The organism is Pseudomonas sediminis (assembly GCF_002741105.1).
GTDB classification, from domain to species: domain Bacteria; phylum Pseudomonadota; class Gammaproteobacteria; order Pseudomonadales; family Pseudomonadaceae; genus Aquipseudomonas; species Aquipseudomonas sediminis.
Genome location: NZ_NIQU01000003.1, coordinates 262,004 through 286,775 on the forward strand (window position 1 = coordinate 262,004; position 24,772 = coordinate 286,775).

The 24,772-nt window shown below is 61.6% G+C and carries 18 protein-coding genes and 1 pseudogene; 6 read left to right on the forward strand and 13 right to left on the reverse strand.

Annotated features, from left to right (window positions below):
• Positions 1-64 precede the first annotated feature (64 nt).
• The 4 genes from CDO35_RS09280 to CDO35_RS09295 form a co-directional block, all read right to left on the reverse strand.
• Positions 65-1,453, reverse strand: coding sequence for an efflux transporter outer membrane subunit (locus CDO35_RS09280; RefSeq protein WP_099524094.1), 1,389 nt, complete (start codon positions 1,451-1,453; stop codon positions 65-67).
• Entirely contained in the window at positions 1,450-4,629 is a 3,180-nt protein-coding gene (locus CDO35_RS09285) for an efflux RND transporter permease subunit (protein ID WP_099524096.1), read from the reverse strand. Before CDO35_RS09285 ends, CDO35_RS09280 begins: the two co-directional genes overlap by 4 nt.
• Before the next feature lie 29 nt (positions 4,630-4,658).
• Entirely contained in the window at positions 4,659-5,897 is a 1,239-nt protein-coding gene (gene mexE / locus CDO35_RS09290; RefSeq protein ID WP_099524099.1) for a multidrug efflux RND transporter periplasmic adaptor subunit MexE, read from the reverse strand.
• Positions 5,898-6,083: 186 nt separating this feature from the next.
• On the reverse strand, positions 6,084-6,998 hold the full coding sequence (locus CDO35_RS09295; protein WP_099524103.1) for a LysR family transcriptional regulator: 915 nt from the start codon (positions 6,996-6,998) through the stop codon (positions 6,084-6,086).
• A gap of 218 nt (positions 6,999-7,216) precedes the next feature.
• Here CDO35_RS09295 and CDO35_RS09300 point away from each other — a divergent pair, with 218 nt between their 5' ends.
• The 4 genes from CDO35_RS09300 to CDO35_RS09315 all read left to right on the forward strand — a co-directional run bounded on the left by CDO35_RS09300 (position 7,217) and on the right by CDO35_RS09315 (position 10,930).
• On the forward strand, positions 7,217-8,239 hold the full coding sequence (locus CDO35_RS09300) for a zinc-dependent alcohol dehydrogenase family protein (protein ID WP_099524106.1): 1,023 nt from the start codon (positions 7,217-7,219) through the stop codon (positions 8,237-8,239).
• Between the two features lie 60 nt (positions 8,240-8,299).
• The gene (locus CDO35_RS09305) at positions 8,300-9,193 is read left to right on the forward strand and encodes a chemotaxis protein CheV (RefSeq protein ID WP_099524109.1); all 894 of its coding nucleotides are present in this window, start codon (positions 8,300-8,302) and stop codon (positions 9,191-9,193) included.
• 164 nt (positions 9,194-9,357) lie between these two features.
• Positions 9,358-9,861 (forward strand): hypothetical protein, encoded by a 504-nt coding sequence (locus tag CDO35_RS09310; RefSeq protein WP_099524111.1) that lies wholly within the window; start codon positions 9,358-9,360, stop codon positions 9,859-9,861.
• 205 nt (positions 9,862-10,066) lie between these two features.
• Complete coding sequence (locus CDO35_RS09315) at positions 10,067-10,930, forward strand: helix-turn-helix transcriptional regulator (protein WP_099524113.1); 864 nt, start codon at positions 10,067-10,069, stop codon at positions 10,928-10,930.
• 46 nt (positions 10,931-10,976) lie between these two features.
• Here CDO35_RS09315 and CDO35_RS09320 read toward each other — a convergent pair whose 3' ends face one another.
• Positions 10,977-12,182: an NAD(P)/FAD-dependent oxidoreductase gene (locus CDO35_RS09320; RefSeq protein ID WP_099524116.1), complete on the reverse strand. Its 1,206-nt coding sequence runs from the start codon at positions 12,180-12,182 to the stop codon at positions 10,977-10,979.
• Between the two features lie 123 nt (positions 12,183-12,305).
• Here CDO35_RS09320 and pdxR point away from each other — a divergent pair, with 123 nt between their 5' ends.
• On the forward strand, positions 12,306-13,805 hold the full coding sequence (gene pdxR / locus CDO35_RS09325) for a MocR-like pyridoxine biosynthesis transcription factor PdxR (protein ID WP_099524118.1): 1,500 nt from the start codon (positions 12,306-12,308) through the stop codon (positions 13,803-13,805).
• Positions 13,806-13,838: 33 nt separating this feature from the next.
• On the opposite strand, the gene CDO35_RS09330 is transcribed toward pdxR, so the two are convergent.
• From CDO35_RS09330 to CDO35_RS09360, 7 genes and pseudogenes are all read right to left on the reverse strand, one after another.
• On the reverse strand, positions 13,839-15,092 hold the full coding sequence (locus tag CDO35_RS09330) for an OprD family porin (RefSeq protein ID WP_099524120.1): 1,254 nt from the start codon (positions 15,090-15,092) through the stop codon (positions 13,839-13,841).
• Between the two features lie 346 nt (positions 15,093-15,438).
• On the reverse strand, positions 15,439-18,507 hold the full coding sequence (locus CDO35_RS09335) for an error-prone DNA polymerase (protein WP_099524122.1): 3,069 nt from the start codon (positions 18,505-18,507) through the stop codon (positions 15,439-15,441).
• Positions 18,504-19,913 carry a Y-family DNA polymerase gene (locus tag CDO35_RS09340; RefSeq protein WP_099524125.1) on the reverse strand — a complete coding sequence of 470 codons (1,410 nt, stop codon included), beginning with the start codon at positions 19,911-19,913 and terminating at the stop codon, positions 18,504-18,506. The genes CDO35_RS09335 and CDO35_RS09340 overlap by 4 nt, the downstream gene beginning before the upstream one ends.
• A 7-nt stretch (positions 19,914-19,920) precedes the next feature.
• Entirely contained in the window at positions 19,921-20,538 is a 618-nt protein-coding gene (imuA, locus tag CDO35_RS09345) for a translesion DNA synthesis-associated protein ImuA (RefSeq protein WP_099524127.1), read from the reverse strand.
• A gap of 643 nt (positions 20,539-21,181) precedes the next feature.
• Positions 21,182-22,146, reverse strand: a pseudogene (locus CDO35_RS09350) (bifunctional GNAT family N-acetyltransferase/nucleoside diphosphate kinase regulator).
• Between the two features lie 120 nt (positions 22,147-22,266).
• Entirely contained in the window at positions 22,267-22,701 is a 435-nt protein-coding gene (locus CDO35_RS09355; RefSeq protein ID WP_099524129.1) for a DUF2383 domain-containing protein, read from the reverse strand.
• An 82-nt stretch (positions 22,702-22,783) separates the two neighbouring features.
• Complete coding sequence (locus CDO35_RS09360) at positions 22,784-23,248, reverse strand: ferritin-like domain-containing protein (protein ID WP_099524131.1); 465 nt, start codon at positions 23,246-23,248, stop codon at positions 22,784-22,786.
• A 554-nt stretch (positions 23,249-23,802) separates the two neighbouring features.
• Here CDO35_RS09360 and CDO35_RS09365 point away from each other — a divergent pair.
• Positions 23,803-24,216, forward strand: coding sequence for a CopD family protein (locus CDO35_RS09365; protein WP_099524133.1), 414 nt, complete (start codon positions 23,803-23,805; stop codon positions 24,214-24,216).
• A 79-nt stretch (positions 24,217-24,295) separates the two neighbouring features.
• Here CDO35_RS09365 and CDO35_RS09370 read toward each other — a convergent pair whose 3' ends face one another.
• The gene (locus CDO35_RS09370; protein WP_099524135.1) at positions 24,296-24,754 is read right to left on the reverse strand and encodes a DUF2231 domain-containing protein; all 459 of its coding nucleotides are present in this window, start codon (positions 24,752-24,754) and stop codon (positions 24,296-24,298) included.
• Positions 24,755-24,772 lie beyond the last annotated feature (18 nt).

Sequence of the window (24,772 nt, forward strand, 5' to 3'; positions counted from 1 at the left end):
AGCCCCAGAGCATCCACCCTGGGGCTGAGGAGGGTCGGCATGGCGCCGACCGGGGAGAGTGGGTTCAGGCCTGCGGCTGCCAGCCGCCACCGAGCGCCTTGTAGATCGCGACGATGCCGCTGTACAGCTCGACCTCCGCAGAGGCCTGGGCATCTTCGGCGGCCAGGCGCTCGCGCTCGGCGTCCAGCAGCACGAGGAAATCTACCGTGCCTTCGCGATAGCGAATCGCTGCTTGATCCGCCGCCGCGCGACTGGCTTCGGCCTGGCGCACCAGGGAAACCAGGCGCTGCTGGCGCTTGGCGTAGTCGCTGAAGGCGTTTTCCGACTCCTCCAACGCCAGCAGCACCTGCTGCTCGTACTGCGACAGCGCGCCATCAGCCTCGGCTTCGGCGCCGCGCAGACGTGCACGCACGCTACCCAGATCGAAGGCCGCCCAGCTGATGCTCGGTGCTACGCCCCAGGCGCGGGCAGCTGACGAGCCCAGCTGTGAGCCGCGTCCGGCGGTAAAACCGAGAAAGCCGGAGAGACTGACCCGCGGAAACAGGTCGGCAGTCGCTACGCCGACTTCTGCCGTGGCCGCCGCCAACTGACGCTCGGCCGCCYGGATATCCGGGCGGCGGCGCAGCAGTTCGCCTGGGTTGCCGATGGGCAACGCCTTGGCAATCACCGGCAGTGGTTTGGGCGACAGATCGATCTGCAACTGCTCCGGGCGCTGGCCAAGCAGGGTGGCGATGCGATTCTGAGCACGTACCTGTTGCGCCTGCAGTTGCGGCAGGCTGGCTTCGGTGGCGGCCAGGCGGGCATCGGCACGCAGCACGTCCAACTCGTTACCAACGCCGGCATCGCGCAATTGCTCGGTGATGGAACGCGAATCCTGCTGATTCTTCAGGTTTTCACGGGCGATGCTTTCGCGCAGTTGCGCGCCGCGCAGGGTGCCGTAGGCATCGACCAGCTCGGCGATCAGACTGACCTGCAACTGGTAGTAATCCGCTTCGGCGACTTCGATGCGCGCTTCGCTGGCTTCCAATTGGCGCTGGATACGGCCGAACAGATCCACCTCCCAAGCCATGTCCAACCCCAGGTCGTAACGTTCCTGACGGATACGTTCGTCCGTGGTTGGAGGCTGCTGGGCCTTGCCGAACTCACCACTGGCGCGACTGGTCACGGTGGGAAAGCGATCGTTGGCCACGTCATCGCGAATCGCCCGCGCCGCACGCAGGCGGTTGAAGGCTACGCGCAGCTCGCGGTTATCCTGCAGCGAGCGCTGCACCAGTTGGTTCAGCGTTGGGTCGTCGAATTGCTGCCACCAAGCGGCTTCGAACCGGCTACGGTCGTAATCGGCCGCTTCCAGCGCGGCAATGCTCGCCGGGTCGGTCACAGGTGCTCGATAGTCCGGGCCGACGGCACAGGCCGACAGCGCCAGGGTCAGGAGGGCGGGGGCAAAGACTTTCATGCATGCGACTCCTGCAGACGGGCGGCTTTGCGGGCTTCGCGTTTTTCGACGGAACCGCGGATCAGGACATAGAACACAGGCGTCAGCAGCAGACCGAAGAAGGTCACACCGATCATCCCGGAGAACACCGCCACACCCATGGAGTGGCGCATCTCGGCACCTGCACCGCTGGACAGCACCAGCGGCACCACGGCCATGATGAAGGCGATCGAGGTCATCAGAATCGGGCGTAGGCGCAGGCGGCAGGACTCAAGCACAGCAGCGACACGATCAAGCCCTTCTTCCTGTTTCTCCTTGGCGAACTCGACGATCAGGATCGCGTTCTTGCAGGCCAGGCCTACCAGTACGATCAAGCCGATCTGGGTGAAGATGTTGTTGTCGAGGCCCGCGATGATCACCCCGGTGATAGCGGTGAAGAGCACGATCGGCACGATCAGGATCACCGCCAGCGGCAGGCTCCAGCTTTCGTACTGGGCGGCCAGCACAAGGAAGGCCAGCAGCACGCAGAGCGGGAAGATGAAAATCGCGGTATTGCCGGCGAGGATCTGCTGGTAGGTCAGGTCCGTCCATTCGAAGGTCATACCGATCGGCAGTTCCTCGTTGAGCAGCTTGGCGATGGCCGCTTCGGCCTGGCCCGAGCTGTAACCCGGCGCGGCGGCACCGTTGATCTCGGCAGTGAGGAAGCCGTTGTAGTGCATTACCCGATCCGGACCTGCGCTGTCATCGACCTTGACGAAGGTCGACAGCGGCACCATCTCGCCACGGTTGTTGCGTACCTTGAGTTGACCGATCTGCTCCGGCTCCAGGCGGAATTGCTGGTCGGCCTGGACGTTGACCTGATAGGTGCGGCCGAAACGGTTGAAGTCGTTGGCATACAGCGAGCCCAGATACACCTGCAGGGTGTCGAAGATATCGCTGATGGCCACACCGTGGGTCTTGGCCTTTTCGCGGTCGATGGCGGCATCGACCTGCGGCACGTTGACCTGGTAGCTGGTGAACACCGACATCGGGCTCAGCTCCGGCAACTGACGGGCCTTGTTGAGGATGTTCTGGGTCTGCGTATACAGCTCTTCATAGCCCAGGTTGCCACGGTCCTGGATCTGCAGGCGGAAGCCGCCAATGGTGCCCAGGCCCTGTACCGGCGGCGGTGGGAAGATGGCGAGGTAGGCCTCCTGAATCTCACTGAACTGGCCGTTGAGCTCGGCGGCAATGGCGCCGGCAGACATGCTTTCGTCCTTGCGCAGGCCGAAGTCCTTGAGCGTGACGAAAACGATGCCGCTGTTGGGGCTGTTGGTGAAGCCATTGATCGACAGGCCCGGGAAGGCCACGGTGTTTTCCACGCCCGGATGCTTGCTGGCGATTTCGCTCATGCGCTTGATCACCACTTCGGTGCGATCGAGCGTCGCCGCGTCGGGCAACTGGGCGAAGGCCACCAGATACTGCTTGTCCTGCTGCGGCACGAAGCCGGCCGGCGTGCTGGAGAAACCCAGGTAACCAAGCACCAGCAGGCCACCGTAGATCAGCATGGCGATGCTGCTGCCACGCAGTACGCGACGCACGGTACCGACGTAGCGGTTGCTGGCGCGCTCGAACATGCGGTTGAACGGGGCGAACAGCCAGCCACCGAACAGCTTGTCGAGCCCACGCGAGAAGGCATCTTTCGGTGCGTGGTGGTCCTTGAGCAAGATGGCGGCGAGTGCCGGCGACAGAGTCAGCGAGTTGATGGCCGAGATCACCGTGGAAATGGCGATGGTCAGTGCGAACTGCTGATAGAACTGGCCCGACAGGCCGGAGATGAAGGCCGTCGGCACGAACACGGCGCACAGCACCAGGGCGGTGGCGACGATGGGGCCAGTCACTTCTTTCATGGCCTGGCGAGTGGCCTCGACCGGCGATTTGCCCAGGGCGATGTTACGTTCGACGTTCTCCACCACGACGATGGCGTCGTCCACAACGATACCGATGGCCAATACCAGGCCGAACAGCGACAGGGCGTTGAGCGAGAAACCGAACATGTGCATGACCGCGAAGGTGCCGATCAAGGACACCGGTACGGCTGCCAGGGGAATGATCGAAGCGCGCCAGGTCTGCAGGAAAAGCACGACCACGAGCACCACCAACACGACAGCTTCGAGCAGGGTGTGCACCACTGCCTCGATGGAGCCGCGAACGAAGATGGTCGGGTCATACACCACTTCGTAGTCCATGCCTTGCGGGAAGGATTTCTTCAGCTCGGCCATACGCTCGCGCACCGAGTCGGAAATATCGATGGCGTTGGAGCCAGGACGTTGGAACACCGGGATGGCGACCGCCGGCTGGTTGTCCAGCAACGAGCGCAGGGCGTACTGGTTGGAACCCAGCTCGACGCGGGCGATGTCGCGCAGACGAGTAATCTCGCCGTTGTCACCGACGCGGATGATGATGTTCTCGAACTCTTCCTCGGAGACCAGACGACCCTGGGCGTTGATCGACAGCTGGAAGCTGTTGCCGGCATCGGAAGGCGGCGCGCCGAGTGCACCGGCGGCGACCTGACGGTTCTGTTCGCGAATCGCGGTGACCACGTCGGTGGCGGTGAGCCCGCGCGAGGCGACCTTGTTCGGGTCGAGCCACACTCGCAGTGAATAGTTGCCCATACCGAACAGCTGTACGTCGCCGACGCCGTCCAGGCGCGCTAGCTCATCCTTGACGTTGAGCGCGGCGTAGTTGGACAGATACAGCATGTCGTAGCGCTGATCCGGCGAGGTCAGGTGCACCACCATGGTCAGGTCCGGGGAGGCCTTGTCCACGGTCACGCCAAGACGCTGCACTTCAGTGGGCAGTGTCGGCATGGTGCGGGTGACGCGGTTCTGCACCTGCACCTGGGCGTTATCCAGATCGGTGCCGAGGGCGAAGGTCACGGTCAGCGTCAGGCGACCATCGATGGTCGACTGCGACGACATGTAGAGCATGCCCTCGACGCCGACGATGGCCTGCTCCAGCGGCGAAGCGACGGTTTCACCGATCACCTTGGGGTTGGCGCCGGGGAAATCGGCACGTACCACTACGGTAGGCGGTACCACTTCTGGGTATTCGCTGATCGGTAGCTGGAACAGCGAGATGGCGCCGCCGATCAGGATCAGCAGTGACAGCACCGCGGCGAAGATCGGCCGCTGGATGAAGAATTGCGAAAAGTTCATGGGTCTTTCCTCTAGACGCGCGGGCTTGATCAGCCGCGCGGCGAGCGAGCTTCGATTTTTTCAGCGGCAACACGCGGGGCCTGGCTGCCATCGACGGCCTGGCGCATGCGGGCCAGTTGTTCGAGGGTGCTGTCATCGGCCATGGATACGGGTTGCGGATCGACGGTGGAGCCAGGCATGGCGCGCTGCAGGCCATTGACGACAATCTTCTCGCCCTTGCTCAGGCCGCTACGCACGATGCGCAAGCCTTCGAGCTTCGGCCCCAGCTCGATGGAGCGATAGGCCACGGAGTTGTCGTCGCCCAGCACCAGCACGTACTTCTTGCCCAGGTCGGTGCCGACGGCTTCGTCCTTGATCAGAGTGGCGGCGTAGGGCTTGCTGCCCACCAGTTTCAGGCGCGCGTACAGACCCGGGGTAAAGCGACCATCCTGGTTGTCGAACACGGCGCGGCCACGAATGGTGCCGGTGCGCGGGTTGACCTGGTTGTCGAGGAAGTCCAACTGGCCCAGGTGCGGGTGGTCGGATTCATCGGACAGGCCGAGGTAAACCGGGCTGGCACCACGGGCGTCGGCGCCGGATTGACGGGCCAGCTCGATATATTTGAGGAAGGCGCGTTCGTCGGCATCGAAGTAGGCGTAGACCTTGTCGGTGGAAACCACCGAGGTCAGCAGGCTTTCGCCCGCACCAACCAGGTTGCCTTCGGTGATTTCCGCACGGCTGACCCGGCCATCGATGGGCGCGGTGATGCGCGTGAAGCCAAGGTTGAGGCGAGCGTTTTCCAGTTCGGCGGCAATCGCAGCGACCTGAGCCTGAGCTTCGGTGGCGGCGCTGGCACGGGCATCGGCCAGCTCAGCGGAGATGGCGTTGCTCTGACGCAGGCGTTCGCCACGGCGGGCTTCGTTGGCAGCCCGAGCCTGGCTGGCCCGAGCTTGTTGCAACTGGGCTTCGAGACGTTTGACTTCAGCCTGGAATGGACGTGGGTCGATCTGGAACAGCAGATCGCCTTTCTTCACCAGCGTGCCTTCGTTGAAGGCGACCTTGTCGATGTAACCGGAGACGCGTGGGCGGATTTCGACGGATTGTGGTGCTTCGAGGCGCCCGGTGAACTCGTCCCATTCGTTGATCGGCTGCTCGATCACTTCGGCAACGCTGACCTTGGGTGCGGGCATTTGCGCCTGAGTCTGCGCAGCCTGTTCGCAGCCGCTGAGTGCGAGGACGCCGGCGAGGGCCAGAGGGAATATCCAGATGTTCTTGTGCTGCTGTTCCATGGGTGACTCCGCCAGTCGGATTTGTGGATTGGCGGAGTCTGCGACGAGTCTTGGAGGGCTACGAATCGAATGCCATGAATTTGAATATCATCGGGAATGATAAAAGACGGACTTATATCAATTTCGATCTATGAGGGTGCGCCAAGGTTCCTGAAAGCACTTGGATGGTGCATTTCCAGATATTTATCAGAGGCTGTCCGGGTCGCCGCAGAACATCTGAATGCGCGAACGTAGCCAGCGCTCGGCCGGGTCATTGTCCTGGGCGCCGCGCCAGGCCATGTGCAGCTCGAAGGTCTGCGTTTCCAGCGGCAGCTCCTCGGCGCGCAGGCCGCCTGCCGCGGTCAAGGCGGCGGCGGTGTAATCCGGCACGCTGGCGACGATATCGGTTTCCGCCAACAGGGTCGCCAGGCCGTTGAACTGCGGAACGGCCAGTACGATGTGACGTTCGCGACCGACCTTGGCCAGCTCATCGTCGATAAAGCCGGTAAGGTCCCCTGCGAAGGACACCAGCGCATGCGGGCGCGCGCAATAGTCGTCGAGGCTCAGTGCCCCGGGTACGGTGTCGGCACGCAGCAGCTTGGCCTTGCTGCGGCGGAGAATCTTGCGTTTGGCGTTGGCCGGCAGCTCCTCGGTGTAGGCAACGCCCACCGAAATTTCGCCCGACGCCAGCAGCCCCGGCATCATCAGGTAGTTGGTACGGCGAATCACCAGCACCACGCCAGGGGCTTCAGCGCGCATACGGCGCAGGAGGGCGGGTAGCAGGGCGAACTCGACGTCATCGGACAGGCCGATGCGAAACACCGCCTTGCTGGTAGCTGGATCGAAGTCTGAGGCGCGGCTGACAGCGGTGGAGATCGAGTCCAGCGCCGGCGAGAGCAGGGCGAAGATCTCCTGCGCGCGCGGGGTCGGTTCCATGCTGCGCCCGGTACGCACGAACAGCGGGTCATCGAACAGGGTACGCAGGCGAGCCAGCGCCGCACTGATGGCGGGTTGGCCGAGAAACAGCTTCTCTGCAGCCCGCGTCACACTGCGCTCGTGCATCAAGGTCTCGAAGACGATCAGCAGGTTCAGATCGAGGCGACGCAGGTCGTTGCGGTTCATCCGGGTACCATTCGAGGGATACGGGCCTTGTCAGCACGGCGCTGCAAATGAGAGCCTTTGCCCGGGCAATAGTACGGGCAGTGTGCAGCGGATTGAAAGCTGCTGAATCACTGACAGGCATGAAGACTATCGATAGAGTCTGATAGTGTCGCCGCCGCACAGCGGATAGAGTCCACAGTCATTGAAGTGTTAATCCGCGATCAAGCTCGAGGTAAGCGATGTCCCGCATGATCCGTTTTCATAAGTTCGGCGATGCCGATGTGCTCCAGTACGAAGAGGTTCCGACGCCTGTGCCCGGCCCTGGCGAAGTCTTGGTGCGCGTTCAGGCCGTAGGCCTGGGCTGGAAAGACGTGCTGTGGCGGCAGAACCTGGCGGCCGAGCAGGCCAAGCTGCCGGCCGGTACTGGCTTTGAACTGGCCGGCACTGTGGCCGCGCTGGGTGATGGCGTGAGCGACTTCGACGTGGGCACCGCCGTTGCCGGTTTCCCTGCCAGCACGCCGAACCGTTATCCGACCTGGGGCGATCTGGTGCTGATGCCCAGCCACGCCCTGACCCGATATCCCGACGTGCTCAGCCCGGTCGAGGCCAGCGTGCATTACACCAGCCTGCTATTCGGCTATCTGGCGCTGATCGATCTCGCGCACCTCAAGCCTGGTCAGCATGTGCTGATCACCGAGGCCAGCCACTGTATGGCGCCGCAGACCGTGCAACTGGCCAAGGCACTAGGCGCCAAGGTCATCGTCTCCACCAGTTCCTCGGAAGATCGCGAGTTCCTGCGTGGCCTGGGTGCGGACAAGGTGATCACGACCGAAGAGCAGGACCTGGTTCTGGAAGTCGAGCGCTACACCGAGGGCAAGGGTGTCGAGGTGATTCTCGATCAGTGCGCCGGCCCGCAGATGAAGCTGCTAGGTGATATCGCTGCACCGCGCGGCAAGTTGATTCTGTACGGCATCAATGGCGGCAACGACACGGCATTCCCTGCCTGCGCAGCCTTCAAGAAGCACCTGCAGTTCTTCCGTCACTGCGTGCTGGATTTCACTGGCTGCCCGGAACTGGGGATCGAGCCGAACAATGATGCTGTGCAACGCGCACTCACGCATATCAACCAGATGACGGCAGACCGTCTGCTAACGCCGGTGATCGACAAGGTGTTCGACTTCGAAGACTTCGTCGACGCGCATCGCTACATGGAGACCTGCCCGAACCGTGGGCGGGTGGCCCTGAAACTGGCTGCGGATTAAAGTCTGCAGCCAGCTGGTCGCTATACCCGGTAGGGTTACTGTTCGTTCAAGGAAAGCTGCATGAGTATGGTTATTGGCGACGCGCTATCGCTGTTGTTGTTTCGTTTGCATAGCGGCCGCCTGCTGGGAATCAACCTGCTCAAGGTCAATGAGATCATTCCCTGTCCGGCCTTGACCAAACTGCCTAATCGTCACCCCAATGTTCGCGGCATCGCCACCTTGCGCGGCGCCGCGATGACGGTGATCGACCTGGCGCGCGCCATCGGCGAACGCGGTGCGGCTGACGAAGACGATGGCTGCCTGATCGTCACCGAGCTGAGTCGCTCGCGTCAGGGCCTGCATGTGAAAAGTGTCGAACGTATCGTGCAGTGCTCCACCCGCGACGTGCGTCCGCCACCTGCCGGCGCCGGTAATCGGGCCTTCATCACTGGCGTGACCCAGATCGATGGCGCCATCGTGCAGATTCTCGATATTGAGAAGGTGCTGCACGATATCGCCCCGGCACTGGAAGAGGCCCCCGTTGGGCAACTGCTCGATGGCCAGGACGCACGCCTGTTACAAGGCCGCCGTGTGCTGTTGGTCGACGACTCGCAAGTTGCGCTGCAACAGACCCTCAACGTGCTACGCCAACTGGGGCTCGACTGCACCGCAGTGCGCAGCGCCCAGGCGGCCCTGCAACAACTGCATGAATACCATCAGGCCGGCATGCCATTCGAGCTGCTGGTCTCGGACATCGAGATGCCGGAGATGGACGGCTACAGCCTGGTTCAGGAAATTCGTCGCAGCCCCGATATCGCCGATACCTATGTGCTACTACACACCTCGCTGGACAGCACCATGAATACCGAGAAAGCACGCTCGGTCGGTGCCAACGCGGTGCTGACCAAGTTCTCCTCGGTCGATCTCAGTCAGGCACTGCTCGATGCCTTCCGGCAAATGAGCGGTCAGCACTAAGCCTGCCCCTGCAAGCCCTTGCCACCAGCGGCAAGGGCTTGCCTCGTCATCATCCTTGTCCATCTAAATATTCAATACTTTCAATTGGTTAAGTGCGCCTAATAAATTGGCATGCGCTTTGATTCAGTGCGCCTGGCAATTGCAACTCAGTCAAGGAGCACGGCATGAGCACGATTGGAGGTATTGGCAGTTACGGTGGCATATCGCTGACGGGGTTTCGCAACAAACCCGGTGAGGAGCAGGGCGGGTTGGCCCAGTTGGCGCGCAATGTCGAGAAGACCACGCGCACGGCTAACGCCGAGTCCGAGCGCGAGTTCCGCGCCAGGCAGGCGACGGAGGAGGGCTTTGCTCGCTTGCGTGTCGCGCTGCAGAACGCGTCAGACGGCAAGGTCGATACATCGGTCAGTTCGGGGCAGGTGGAAAAACCACTGGGCGACGAGGGCAGTAACGCCGCACTGGAGGCATTCAAGGCCTATATGGCGATGACCCCGGCCGAAAAGATGCGCGACAGCATCCTCAAGGAAATTGGCATGACCGAAGAGGAGATCGAGGCGCTACCACCTGAGCAGCAGAAGGCAGTCGAAGAAGAAATTGCCCAGCGTATGGAGGAGCGAGCAAAGATGCAGGCCCTGTCAGAAGGCGATGGTCATTCTTATGGACTGATCTGATCAGCGTGCGCTGTGGTGGACGAATATCCCTGGGTTTGGTCTGTAAAAATCCGCGAAATAAATCACGGATGATTCTTTTTTGGGTGAAAAGTCATTGGAATTTTCACGGGTTGAACTGTCTATCAATCGACGACAGTTCAACCCATGAGTTACCTCCGGTTGAGCTTTCACCAACGCAAAGAATCTTGATCAGGTCGTTCTCAATATGGATGTTCTTTCCGAGTTCTTCGAGCGCACGAGCCTGCAAGGGCGACTGTTATTCGCCGGCCCGGTGGACGGTACCCTGGTGCTGGACAAGCCCCCTGGCATGGCTTTTATTCACGTGATCGAGCGGGGTGCACTGGATATGGTGCATGCCGACAAACCGCGCATCGCGATCAGTGAACCGAGCGTGCTGTTCTGCCCCAGCACCTGCTGTTACAAGCTGCGCGCGCACCAGCCAGGCGGCGTAGATCTGATTTGCGCCTCGTTCCAGTTCGGACGTTCAGGTCAGCAACCATTTCCGCTGGGCCTCCTGGAAACCCTGGTGTTTCCGCTGAGCGCCTTGGAGCAGCTTGGGCCGGTGATCGGTTCGTTGGTCAACGAATTCCGTACGCCGGCACCGGGTCGGAGCAAGGCGCTGAACCTGCTGTTCGAATACGTCTTCGTCCTGCTGGTACGTCGTGCGGTGAGCGAAGGACGCATTACCAGCGGTCTGCTATACGCGCTACAGGACAGTCAGTTGGGGCCTGCCTTGATCTGCATTCACCAGGAACCTCAGCTGGCCTGGAGCGTGGAGCGTCTGGCCGAGCTGGCGAAGATGTCGCGTACCAAGTTTGCAGCGCTGTTCTCTGAGGTGATGAGCATGACGCCCATGGCCTATGTGACGGCCTGGCGCATGAAGGTGGCGCAGGATCTACTGCGTGAGGGAATGCCGATCAAGGTGATCGCCGACTCGGTGGGCTACGCATCGCAGGCGTCGTTCTCGCGTACCTTTGCCCAGCAAATCGGGCAACCGCCAGGCGAATGGTTAAAGGCTGAAGGGGAAGATCCGCCGTCGAAGCTGCAGGTGCAGATTTACCGCGACTGAGCATGGTATGCCCAGGGCTGCCAGTGCCCTGGGCATATTTCAGCGATCAGGCGACCACAGGAATCAACGGGTCCGCAGCAGCGAGGGCGATGTCGCGCTTGGCTTCTGGCGGGTAGATCCACTGGGTATTGATCTGCATCTTGAGCTCTTTGCCTTCCTTGCCGGTCAGCACTACCTTGCGCTCCCAGCCTTCGGTGAACACAGCACCCCAGGCGCCCAGGTCCAGACAGGTGACGTACTTGGGTTGGCTGTAGGGAATCGGCTCGACACCCAGTAGATCAGCTGCAGCGTTATTGCCGGAAGAGCGGCCGAGAGCTATCGCGTGCTGGCAGGTCATCAGCGCATGATTGCCACGATCATCCACCGCGGCATAAGCCGTATCGCCAGTGGCGTAGATGACGTCCTGACCAAGCACTTTCAGGTTGCGGTCGACGTGCAGGCGTCCGAGAGCATCACGCTCGCCATCGATCTGCTGCGTCAGCGGTGAGGCCTTAACCCCGACGGTCCAGACTACGGTGCTGGCTTCGATACGTTCGCCGTTGTCGAGTTGCACGCCATGCTCGTCGACCATAGAAACCGGGCTGCCGAGCTTCCAGGTCACGCCCAGGGTATCGCTGGCTTCGGCGATTACCGAGGCGATCTGCTCACCCATGACGCTGCCGACCTGTTTACCCATGTCGACGACGATTACCCGCACATCGGCCTCCTTGCCCAGAATGGCGCGCAGTCGTGCCGGCATTTCCGTGGCCGTTTCGATACCGGTGAAACCGCCGCCCACTACCACGACAGTATTGCGTGCCTGGCTTGCGGGTTTGTCGCGCAAGCTCTGCAGGTGGTTTTCGAGTTGCTGTGCCGACTCCAGGCTGTCGACATCGAAGGCGAAGCGATCAATCCCGGCCAGTGGCGGTCGGGCGACCTGGCTACCGGAGGCCAGAATCAACCGGTCGAAACTCAGTTCGGCCTGGGCGCCGCTCGCATCGCGGTAGATCACTCGCTTGCCTGCGGTATCGATACGCGTAGCGCTGCCTTGCACGAATTGCACACCGACCGCATCGAACAACGGCCCCAACGGGGCAACGACAGTGGTCAGGTCGCTTTCGTAGAAGCGCGGACGCACGCGCAGGTCGGCCTGAGGGGCGAGAAGGGTGACGGCGACATCCAGGCGCTGGTGCTGGTCAAGCAGGCGAACGGCGCTCAGCGCACTCCACATACCGCCAAAACCGGCGCCGATGATCAGGATCTGCTGTTTCATATCGTTAATTCCCGTAGTTGGAGAGAAAGCTGTTGGCTGTCGACGGGATCGATTGTGTGGTTGTTTTGGATCAATGTATTGATCCAATATCCACAAAGATAAATGGTCCACTTTGGAGCCCTTATGCCAGTCGAAAAAGCGCCACCACAAGTTATCTTTCTGCCTCTGGGAGCGCCGGAGGAGGGAGCCAGCCTGCAGGGATGGCTGTATGAGTCGCTGCGCGGTGCGATTCTGGGCGGGCGCCTACCAGCAGGCAGTAAACTGCCCAGCACGCGGGCCATGGCCGAGCACTACAAGCTGGCGCGCGGCACGGTACAGGCGGCTTATCAGCAGCTGCTTTCCGAAGGTTATCTGCGAGCACGCACCGGCAGCGGCACGCGCGTCAGTGAGGTATTGCCGGACCCGACGCTGAATGCCGGATACGTCCGGCGTAAGGTGGTGGCCGAGGTGGAGGCAAAGCGCACAGCGCCCGATACGCCCTGGATGAAGCGCCTGACCGAAATCGAGCCAATTTTCTCTCGGCGCACGTTGCCAACCGGCCTGCGTCCGTTCTTTCCTCACCGTGGTGATATCAAGGCCTTTCCCATCGATCTGTGGCGCAAGTTGCACACGCAGCAACTGCGTAGCTCGCGCCTGAGCATGCTGCTCGACTCCGATCCGGCAGGGTTGCCTGAGTTGCGCGAGGCCATCGCCAGCTACCTGGCCATCGCCCGTGGGGTACAGGTTTCACCGCAGCGCATCCTGGTACTTGGCAGCGTGCAACAGGGGCTGGATATATGCCTGCGTGTGCTGGCGCCCGGTGACGCCCAGGTCTGGATGGAAGATCCGGGTTATCCCGGTGCACGGCAGTTGATGGATATCTCTGGCGTGACACGAGTGGACGTGCCGGTGGATAGCTCCGGCCTCAAGGTGGACGAGGGCATACACCTGGCAGCAAGCGCTCGGCTTGCATATGTCACCCCCTCACGGCAGGCGCCGCTCGGCGGTGAACTGTCGCCTGCACGCCGCCTAGCCTTGCTCAAGTGGGCAGCGGAGCAGGGCAGCTACATCTTCGAGGACGACTACGACAGCGAGTATCGTTTTATCGCCAAGCCCATTCCGGCACTGCGTTCGATGCTAGGCGCCGAGCACTCGGTGATCATGGCTGGCACCTTCAGCAAACTGCTGTTTCCCTCGATTCGCCTGGCCTATCTGGTGCTGCCTGAGCACCTGGTGGAAAGCTTCACTCGCGCGTCGGCGCTGATGTCACGTCACGCCAACAGCCTGGCGCAGGCGGTGCTGGCCGACTTCATCCACGAGGGGCATTTCGACCGTCACGTACGGCGCATGCGCAAAATTTATGCAGCGCGTGCCGGTGCCTTCGCCGACGCCGCGCACAAGCATTGGCAAGGCCTGATCGACGTGCCGGAAATTCGTGCGGGTATGGATATCGCCTGCCGTTTGCAGGTTGAGAACGAGCGAGACGCTTTCGCGCGTTTGCAGGCTGCCGGTATCGACGCGCTGCCACTGGCAAGTTACTGCGTCAATCCGCGAGGGCCGGGACTGGTAATGGGCTTTGCGCCTTATGAAGAGCGTGCCATCGAGGATGCCGCCAGGGCCGTTGCGCAAGCTCTGCGTGGTTGAGAACTGCCCCGGCCAAGGCCGGGGCAGCGACCATCAGAGGATGCTCAGCGGGTATTCGACGAAGGCGCGAATCTCGTTGAGATCTGGCCCTACATCGGTGCTGGAACGGTAGATGGAGTTACGCAAACGCAGGTGCAGATCCTTGGCGGCGCCACTCTGGATGGTGTAGCCGATCTGGTTGAAGATCTCGCGCTCGGTGCCGTTGTTATCGTTGCCGGTATCGATGTTGTCACCGCGTACATAGGCGAACTTGTAGCGCAGACCCGGCACGCCGTACTCGGCGAAGTCCAGCTCGTAGCTGGCCTGCCAGGAGCGCTCGTCCTTTAGGTTGAAGTCCGAGTAGTAGGAGTTGGCCAGGTAGATGCTGGCGCCGCCATCACCGTAGTCGTAGGCGAAGCCGGCATCGCCGCTGTTGCGCTGATGCGCGACGATGAAGGCATGAGCGCCGATGCTGTACTTGGCCGCCAGACTCCAGATGGTGTTGCGATCACCCTGGCCGTCACCGCCGAGATCGACTGCGGCCACCGAGCCGGTGTCGTACTTGGTGCGGTAGATGTTGAAGTCGAAGTTCAGCGCCTGATCGGCCGCCAGTGCCAGGTTGTAATTGACGTTGGCGTAGTAGCGTTTGTACATGTCCTCGAGATCGGCGTGATACACCGCCAGGCTCAGGTCATCGCTGACGGCGTAGCTGCCGCCGAGCACGTCGATGCTCTTGAGGCGATTGGGGTCGCGCGCCGAGTCGCCCATCGGGCTGTCGGCGGTGAAGCGGCCGGCGTTCAGCTCCAGGCCTTCGATCTCGTTGCTGGTCACCAGCGTGCCGGTGAAGGACTGTGGCAGCAGACGGCTGTCGTCATGAGCCAGTACCGGCAGGGAAGGGAACTGGTTGCCGTACTTGATCACGGTATTGGAGACGCGCAGTTTCACCGCACCGCCGGCCTGGGACAGGTCGTCCACCGGACGGCCTTCGCTATCGGTGTCGAAGAAGGCGCGATAGTTGCGGCCGCGGCCACTGTCGAGCTTGACCCCGAGCAGACCGAAGGCATCGACGCCGAAGCCGACGGTACCTTGGGTAAAGCCGGACTCGAAGGTGGCGATGAAACCCTGGCCCCAGGTCTTGGCGTCGTTGATGTTGTCTTTGTAATCACGGTTGAAGTAGGCGTTGCGCAGCAACAGATTGAGGCTGGCGTCTTCGACGAAACCGTTGGCTTCGGACTGGCTGCTGGCATGAGCCAACTGCCCGCCCAGCGCGAGGCTGCAAGCCAGCGCGAGACAGTGCTTCTTGTGCATGAGTGCTCCCGGTGTTGGTGTGCTGTTTTCAACGCGCCTCACATCGAGGTAAGGCCCGGCCCAGAGGGCGCGCTTAGAGTTATCACCCTGCCTGCAGATGCACTATTCAAGCTGATCGATGATCACTATCAACGACTTCGATGCGGTATTCGGGAGGATCGGCGATAGGCTTCTCCCCGATGAAGATTCCATAGGCGGCGGTTTTGCAACACTCCCGGAAGCCGTCGCTCTGGCTCCGCTTCATCTCCTTTGGTTAAGACGACTTGTGGCCGCCTGGTGATCCAGTGCGGCCTTTTTTTGTGCTCGCCTTTGTTGGCCTGGCGTGAGTGGTGGTTCAGGTGACGGGTCAGTGAAAGTCCCGACTGCGTATATCCAGCCCTGTCAGCAATGCCGTCATATCCGTCAGGCGCCCGGCGATCACGTGGCGTACGCCGTCGACGGTCTCCAGGTGGCCATCGATCTGCAGCATTTGCGACTGCACCAGAACGCGGCGCTGCCGCTCGGCCAGGTCGTGCCAGACCACCACATTGACCAGACCGAACTCATCTTCGAGGGTGACGAAAATGACCCCGCTGGCTGTTTGCGGCCTTTGCCGGCCGATCACCAGACCGGCAATGCTGACAGGTCGGCCGTGCTCGACTGCCTGTAGTTCCCGCGAGCTTTTGCAGCGCCGGGTGCGTAATTCCTGGCGCAGCAGGGCCAGAGGGTGCGGACCGAGCGTGGTGCCGAGGGTGGCATAGTCGGTCAGTAGATCTTCTCCTGGCGATGGAGCAGATAGACTCAGGATTTCTTCACCCGACGCAGACACGCCTGCGAACAGTGGCAGTTGCTCCTCGACGCCAGCAACCGCCCAGCGCGCCTGGTAGCGGTGGCCAACCAGGCCGGAGAGCGCGCCTGCATCGGCCAATCGCTCGCGCGCCGATGCATCCAGGCGTGCACGTATGCTGAGGTCCTCGACATCACGGAATGCGCCGCACTCGCGCGACTGTTCGATACGGCGCGCGTCGTCTTCGCGCATGCCACGAATCATCCTCAGCCCCAGGCGGATAGCCGGCTCGCCACGTTCATCGGGCTCCAGGCTGCAATCCCAGTCGCTGTAGCGCACGTCCACGGGGCGCACCTCGACATCATGCCGCCGTGCGTCCTGCAGCACCTGATCGGGACTGTAGAAGCCCATCGGCCAGCTGTTGACCAGAGCGCAGGCATAGGCAGCGGGCTCGTGGCACTTCAGCCAGCAACTGGCATAGGCGAGCAGGGCGAAGCTGGCTGCGTGCGACTCGGGAAAGCCATAGCTGCCGAAGCCTTCGATCTGGCGAAAGATCCGTTCAGTGAATGCCTGCGTGTAACCCTTCTCCAGCATGCGCGAAGTGAGTCGCTGACGATGTGGTTCGAGGCCACCATGGCGTTTCCAGGCGGCCATGCTGCGGCGTAGTTCATCCGCCTCGCCGGGCGTGTAGTCGGCGGCGACGATGGCCAGCTCCATGACCTGTTCCTGAAACAGCGGCACGCCTAGCGTGCGCTCGAAGACCGGTTTGAGTTCATCAGAGGGATAATCGATCGGTTCTTCGCCGTTTCGTCGACGCAGGTAGGGATGCACCATGTCACCCTGGATCGGCCCCGGACGGACGATGGCCACCTGGATCACCAGGTCGTAGAACGCCTTCGGGCGCAGGCGCGGCAGCATTGCCATCTGCGCGCGTGACTCGATCTGGAAGGCGCCGATGGTATCTGCGTGGCTAATCATGGCGTAGGTGGCCGGGTCTTCCTTGGGCAAAGTGGCCAGCGTCCATTGCGTGCCGCGGTAGCGCTCGATCAGGCCGAAACAACGGCGCAGTGCGCTGAGCATGCCCAGGGCCAGGACGTCGACCTTGAGCAAGCCGACCATATCCAGATCGTCCTTGTCCCACTGAATGACGGTGCGCTCGGCCATGGTCGCGTTCTCCACCGGTACCAGTGTGTCGAGGGCGTGCTCGGAGATAACGAAACCACCCGGATGCTGCGACAGGTGACGGGGAAAACCGATCAGCTCGCCAGTCAGTATCAGCACGCGCCTGAGCAGTGGACTCTGCGGATCGAAACCTGCCTCCAGCAGACGCTCGGGCGTTGGCGGACCGCTGCTCCAGCGGCCACAGCAGTCAGCCAGCGCATTGACCTGATCAGGCGGCAAACCGAGAGCCTTGGCGACATCGCGTATCGCCCCGGCGCCGTGGTAGGTGTTGACCACGGCGGTGAGCGCCGCACGCGTTCGACCGTAGCGACGAAACACGTACTGGATGACTTCCTCGCGCCGTTCGTGCTCGAAATCGACGTCGATATCCGGCGGCTCGTTGCGCTCGCGGGAGAGAAAGCGCTCGAACAACAGCCGGCTCTCCGTAGGGTCTAGCTCGGTGATGCCGAGCGCGAAGCAGACGCTGGAGTTGGCCGCCGAACCCCGACCCTGGCAGAGGATGTGCTGCTCACGGGCGAAGCGGACGATGTCGTGGACAGTCAGGAAGTAGCTTTCGTATTCCAGCTCGGCGATCAGTGCCAACTCGTGCTCGATCTGCGCGCGGGCGGCGGCCGGCACGCCTTTGTGCCAGCGCTCGGCGGCGCCACGTTCCACCAGAACACGCAGCCAGGAGGTGGGGTCATGACCGGCCGGCACCAGCTCGTGCGGGTAGTGATACTCCAGCTGGTCGAGATCGAAGTGGCAGCGCTCGGCGATGCGCAGACTCTGAGCGAGCAGCTCGGGCGGATACAGTTCGGCCAGCTCATCAAACCGGCGCAGATGCCGCTCGCCATTGGCGAAAAGATGGCCGCCAGCCTCGGCCACGGGCAGATGATGACGGATGGCAGTCATGCAATCCTGCAGTGCGCGGCGGCCACGGGCATGCATGTGCACGTCGCCACAGGCCACAGCCGGCAGGTCGTGATCGCCTGCCAGCTCGAGCAGGCGCTGCAGGCGCGCGGTATCGTCAGGGCCGCGATGCAACTCAACGCCTAGCCACAGGCGCTCGGGAAACAGTGCGCGAAGCCAGGGCAGGGCGCTGACTTCACCCTCGCTGAGCCAGATGGCCAGCAAGCCATCGAGCGGCGCCACGAAATCCTCGTGCAGCAATCGGTAGGTACCTTTTGCTGCTCTGCGCCGCGCCCGGGTGATCAGGCCGCATAGCGCCTGATAGCCCGTCAGGGTCTCGGCCAGTAGCACCAGCTTTGGGCCTTGCTCGATCTGCACTTCGCTGCCCACGATCAGCTTGATCCCGGTTTTTTTCGAGGCCTCCCAGGCGCGCACGATGCCAGCCAGGGTGCACTCATCGGTGATCGCCAAGGCACGATAGTTCAGCCTTGCCGCACGCTCGAACAACTCCTGCGCACTGGACGCACCGCGCTGGAAGCTGAAGTTCGACAGGCAATGCAGTTCGGCGTAATCGCTCATGCGAACCAACCGTGCAGCAGTAACGGCCCATCGCTGCCGACTGGCCGATACGCCCAGCCGCGCTGCCCGGCACGGGTCTGCACCACGTAATAGTCGCGGCGCACATCCTCGCCATCCCACCAGCCGGACTCGATGCGTTCCGGGCCGGATAGGATGCGCAGTGAGGCCTCGCGCAACGGCTGGGGTTCGCTCAACAGCCAGCCTGGCCGCGGGCCACAAGGAAGCAGCAAGGGGCTGGTCGAGTCGTTGATCCAGGCACGCTCGGGACGATGATCGGCTCTGGCACCGAGGCCATGCAGGGCGTCATCACCGAGGCGCGCCCTTAGCCGCTCGCGCAATTGCTCCCAGGGCTGGTTCTGCTGCGGTCGCTCGTCGAACAGTTGCTGATGCTGCGGCGTAAAGACCGGCAATTCACGTGCCTCCAGCCGCACGGCCAGCACCGGCGCTGGCAGCTGCTGATGCTCCAGACGGCCTCGTGTCAGCTCGAACAGCATGCCGGGATCACGCTCGGCGCTGAGCAGGCCCACCGGTATCTGCGTATCGGCACCCGCGCGGTGTTCCAGATGCAGGGTGAAACGCTGCACGCCGCTGTCACGACAGGCCAGGTAAGCCGCCAGATCGGCTGTCAGTCGGCGCAACGGGAACAGCAGCGCCTGATGGGATTCCACCTCGAAATTCAGTTCGATACGGGTATCGAAAACATCCGCAGGCACGAAGAAGTCCAGCGCTAGCGGACGCTGGCCAGACAAGGTATCGAGATGACGTAGCACTTCGGCAGGAAAGCGTTTGGCCAGGCTGTCACGTGGCAGCGCCAACAGCTGCCGCAACTGCCTGAGCCCCATGCGATTGAAGGCCGTGGTTGCTGCAGGAGAAAGCCCGAGCCGATCCACTGGCAAGGGGGCGAGCATCTGCATGAGCGCCTGACCATCACTGGCCATCAGTCCATCACCGACATTCACCAGCACCCGCGCCGCAGCAGGATTCGGCGCGACAGCAATGCGATGCTGGAAGGCCAACGCCGACAGCTCGGCGCGCAAGCGCGCTTCGAAACGCGGCCATGGGCCGAACAGCCCCAGACTGGATTGCACCTCCAACAGCAGACAGCGCGGATAGTGCAGGCTGACCTGGGCACTGAAACCATAGGCCCAGGCGGCCAGAAACTGCTGCCATCGCTCGATGGCCGCGCAATCGTATTCTGCCGTGGCAAACCCGCGTGTCAGCGCCTGCGCTGCAGTCAGTGACTGGCCGGGTTTCAGCCCCAGGGCTCGAGCTGCCGGGTTGACCGCCTGTAGAACACGCCGTTGTGGCGAGCCGTTGAGCAGCACCAACGGCTCGTCTGGGTTGGCGCGGTGACGCTGTACGCCGTCCATGGCCAACTGTGGCAACAGGATGCAGGCCCAGAGCATGGAGGGCTCAATGCCAGGCAAGCGCGAGCGGTCGAGCCGGCGGCAAACCACCACGGCACTTGATCACCCGCAGCTGTGCTGGCTGGCTGTCGAGCACCAGCCGTAGTGCTGCCGGTGAAGGATTGGTCGCTTCTGCCTGCGGCCGATAGGCGAAAGCCAGGGTTTGCCCAGTAGCAGCTGCCACCTGCAGACGTCTCAGCGAACGATCATCGGCCTGACGCAACCAGCTCAACACCGCGCCACAACTCCCCGAACGCAAACATTGTTCGGCAGCCCACAGAGCATCGCGGCCATCTGCCTGGATAATGCTCAATTGGCGTAAATCGACGCCGGCATCACTCCAGGCCTGAGGGTAGGGCAGATGAGGAGGGGAGATCAGCACCACTCGCTCGCCTGAAACCGTCAGGCTAGCAAGGGTCGGCCACAACAAGCGCATCTCGCCGATGCCAGGCGCCGCAGTGAGAACTTCACTGAGGGCAGCCTTGGGCCAGCCGCCACCTGGCAGTGCGGCGTCGAGAAAATGATGTCCAGTTGAGAAATTGGCGCCCGATGGCGATGAAACGACCTGGCCTCGCCATACGCGGCGAGCGTCGATCAACCGGTCAAGCGCGACCACGGATGACATGGAGTAGCAACCAGATGCTGTATATGAATACAGTATTATTTGAGCCAACGCATGGGTCAAGAGAATCGCGATAAGGTGCTCAACCTGGTTACCGAGACGCAGCCGAGTCAGCCGAATAAATCAGCCCGGAGAAAATTGTGTCGACCCAGGAAATCGCGATCTACGCACAACCAACCCATACGATCCGTCGTGTTGTGTTGTGCAGACGCTGACTCGAAGCGAACCCATAATGGCGTCTCGGAAATTTATCGCTGCGCGCATCTCGGACTGTCGACAGCAAAGCGGAGCTGCAGATGCGGTTGAGAGAATGACCAAGCGAAAGATCTCAAGGCCCATGGGAGTACATGGTTCATGGGAACGATGAAGCCCGGCGCTTCAAGTGTCTGGGAGCCAACGTAGGTGATTCAGTCTGGCCAAATCGAGAGTAGAGCCCTACATTGGATAAGCCAAAGGTTCGCATAATGTATATTATGTTAAATTGTTTATTGGGTGAGATGGACCTCTCGCCTAGAGATCCGCTTTCAACGATCCGAGGTCAATCGCTTCTCAGGTTTAATTCCCTACGGCCATCCAGAACAGATGGCCCGCCCTCATCAGGCATCAACTGTGTGCCTGATGAAGTAACGATGAGTCAAAGGAGCGATTACAGGTGGAAATCGCCCGCCGCTTCCGGTTGATAAAGCACTTTACTGATCTCGATCCGGAGAGTCCGATCGGAAATCCGCCAGTCGATGGCGTCTCCCTCCTGGTAGCCGAGAATGGCCGCGCCGATATCGGAACACACCGAGTATTTGCCGGCGCGGCTGTCGGCGTCTTCGGGATAGACCAAGGCCACTTCGATCTCTTCGTCGTCCAGTTGCAGCAAGGCCCTGGAGTTCATCGTGACGACATTGCGTGCCACTTCCTCTGGCTTGACGACAACAGCACGCTCGAGCTCATGTTCGAGTTCGACAATGGCCGGCCCCTCCTCAAGTGCGATTAGATTCTCGAGCCTGGCCTTGTCGATTTCAGTGATTTGGATTCCTGTAACGTCGGTACCGGCACTTTCGCGCAGGAACCGGCGATAACACCCCGCCGTCATGGAAAACGATTTCAATGTCGGCGTTTCGTTCTCGAGCATAAAACCGCTGCGCGCAAAAGCTTTCAGCGAGCGCACGTTGTCCGGGTGGATCTTGGCGATGAGTTTCTCGGCGCGCATGTCGAGAAAAGCCAGTTTCATGCCTTCGCGGATCGTACGGGCGCCGAGGTTTCGGCCCCATTTGTTACTGTCTCCGATGACTAGGACGATCTCGCACTCCCTGCCGGTCTTGACCAGACGGACAAAGCCCACAGGTTCGTCATGTCGGTCATAGGCCATAAAGAAACGGCCGCCCCGGTTGAACAGATGGGTCAGGATCGGCAACTGCGTCCGATCGATGACTTCCGCGATGGAACGGGAAACATGACGCGAGTCGCTCAGATAGCAGGTGACGCGCTCATCCTGCAACCACTCCATCAGCGTCAGCGCGTGTGCCCGAGTAATTTCAGGGCACAGCGAAATGAAAGGCTTGTTCATCTTCACCACACACTTATATGTAAAGAATGAAAGCCCTTCATGGCTATGGCCATGACGGTTCTTTCGGCGACCGGTTACTTTAAGCCATAACGCGAGTAACGCCGAACCGTCTGCGCACTTTTCTCTTCGACAGCCTGCACAACGGGCTGAACCGCCCTCTCCTGCAGTTGCCGCTACAGCTGCGTGCGTATGACTCTTTCGAATTCCACACTACAGCTACTATGCTCCTGCAACTGCTGACGGAACTGTGGTGACAGCTGCTCCGCGAGCACTTGCTCGAAACCATGGCGAATTTGTTTTTCGGTGTGCAGTGCCGCGCGTAAACGGGCGCGGCCGCGCTCAGGCAACAGCGAGGCGCTCAAACTGTTCCAGGCATGGCGAAGTACGCCGAACAGGCTGGGATGCTGTGTCGGTCGGCCGCCATAGGTAACGATCTGATTGCGCAGGCAGTCCATCAAGACCAAGCATTGCTGTTCGCGCTCAGCGAATAGCCGCTGCTGTTCGGATTTACTCGTGCTGCCTGCAAGACGTCGATAGCTCAAGCTGGCGTCGTGGCACGTCAGCAGAAGGTGGTTAAGCTGGGCGATGGTCTTGTCCAACGTCGGCATGCACTACTCCTCCCCTGCGTACTCGAATGCAAAGAACTGACGCCGGGTGCGCGCAATGCGCACGCCCGGCAAGCAGGAGCAATCAGCTTCTTGCGCGTTCGACGTTGCGCAGCGCGCGCACTTCATCATGATTGCGCAGCACGCCCTGATATTGACGCTCGACCAGGCTGCGGATTTGCGGTGGAAGATTCTTGGTCAGCGCTTCGCTGTAGCGCTCCTTGGCCACGTCTTCGCCGCGCTCGGCTTCGTTGAGAATGGCCTCTTCATCCTTGCCAGTGACCAGTGATTTCAGGTCGACCCAACGGCGGTGCAGGTCTGCACTCACGCTGGTGCTGTCCTCGGGTTCGCCACCCAGTTCCAGGACGGTTCGTTGCAGCTCTTCCGCCGCTTCGGCGCATTGCCGCGAGCGCTGCGAGAACAGTTGCTTCATGTCGGGGCGTTTGACGTCTTCGGCGCAGACCTTGAAGCCGGCCTCGCCGTCTTTGCTGGTTTCGATCAGCTTGTTGAGGGTGCGTACCAGGTCTTTACGGTCGTCGGTGAGATCCATGTGTCGTCTCCGGGCCGGCTAAACGGCCATTGCTTGGTGGTATGTCCCGTCTTGGGGCCTACATGGATTCCGACGTGCAGGCTACGCTGATCGTTCAGGGAATATTCCAAGCGGCAAGCTGAGCCGGCTTCAGGTATGCACGCACCAGTTGATACCTCGACCCGCATGCCGAGGGCGTCTTCGCGGTCATGAACCCTTAGCGCTGGGTTTCAATATTTTGCGTTTCGATGGCTGTGCTGATCATCACAGGCCCGGCAAAAAGCTTGAACGCAAGCCAGCCAGTAGAACTCTGTCTACTTCAGGGGAGTTTTGTCAGGGGCCGTTTCGTGACCTGACCGGCGCGATTGCGCCAAATCGAACGAGCATCTTGCTTCCCCAGGGCCGCCGCAGCGTCTCCTCCTTCTCCTTGCGGCGGTTCCTTCTTTTCTGACTGGAGACGATCCTGGCGCGCTCTGGAGAGTGGCCGAACTCAAACACCATCAGGCAGTCACAACGTCGTGGCCTGCCCATCAGGGCCACGTGCTCACAACGAACGGACGCATGGGAGAGCATCGATGCCACTGCTCAAACTGCTGCATTTCATGGCGCTGATCTGCTGGTGCGGCGCGCTGCTGTACCTGCCTGCGATGATCGCAGCCGGCACCCGCAGCAGCGATGAACTGTTCTATCGCGACCATGCCCACCTCACACGCACAGTCTTCAACCTGCTCGCGACGCCAGCTGCCTTGCTGGCCATCGGCTCGGGCACCGCGTTGTTTCTACGTGAAGCTATTTTCGACCCTTGGTTGATCCTCAAGCTCACCACTGTCGCCGGGATGGTGCTCTGTCACGCCCTGTGCGGCGTACTGATTCTGCGTATCGAACGTGCCGCCGAACCTGCACTGCGGCGCAACTGCCTGCTGATTGGCCTACTGCTGAGCGCCCTGATCGGCGCCACGCTGTGGCTGGTGCTGGCCAAACCTTTCTGATCACGGAGTACCCGAGAATATGCCCGGCCTGCCCCGCTCTCTCTACCGTCCAGTAGCTGGCAAGCCGAAGCCGATTCGCTCAGCGTGTATCGACGCCCACGGCGTGTTCGTACACCAGGCGCCCGCCCAGGTAAGCCGCCAGAGCGATCAGCGCGGCGGTCAGCAGCGAGAGGTACAGTGCCCAGCGTTCCATGCCCTGCTCCGGCCCGGCATAGCGCAGCAACCAGTTGAGCGATGCCAGAGACAGCATCATCACGGCGATGATGGCATGGCACCAGGCGGTGATCTTGCGCCGGATGCTGCCAACCGTAAGCAGATCGACCAGCCCCGCCATGCTTGCCACCCAGCCACCGAAGGCGCCGACGCCAGCCAGCCAGAGACTGGCGCGCGCCCAGAACGGATCGGCCAACAGCAGATAGGCGATATCGGTCGCCACCAGGCCCAGCAGCGCGGCTACTGGAAAGTGGATCATCATCGGGTGCAGCGGATGCCCGGCGATGGCGGCGCGACTGACGATAACTTCCTTTATTTCGGCCATCCCGGCCTCCTTGAGCAG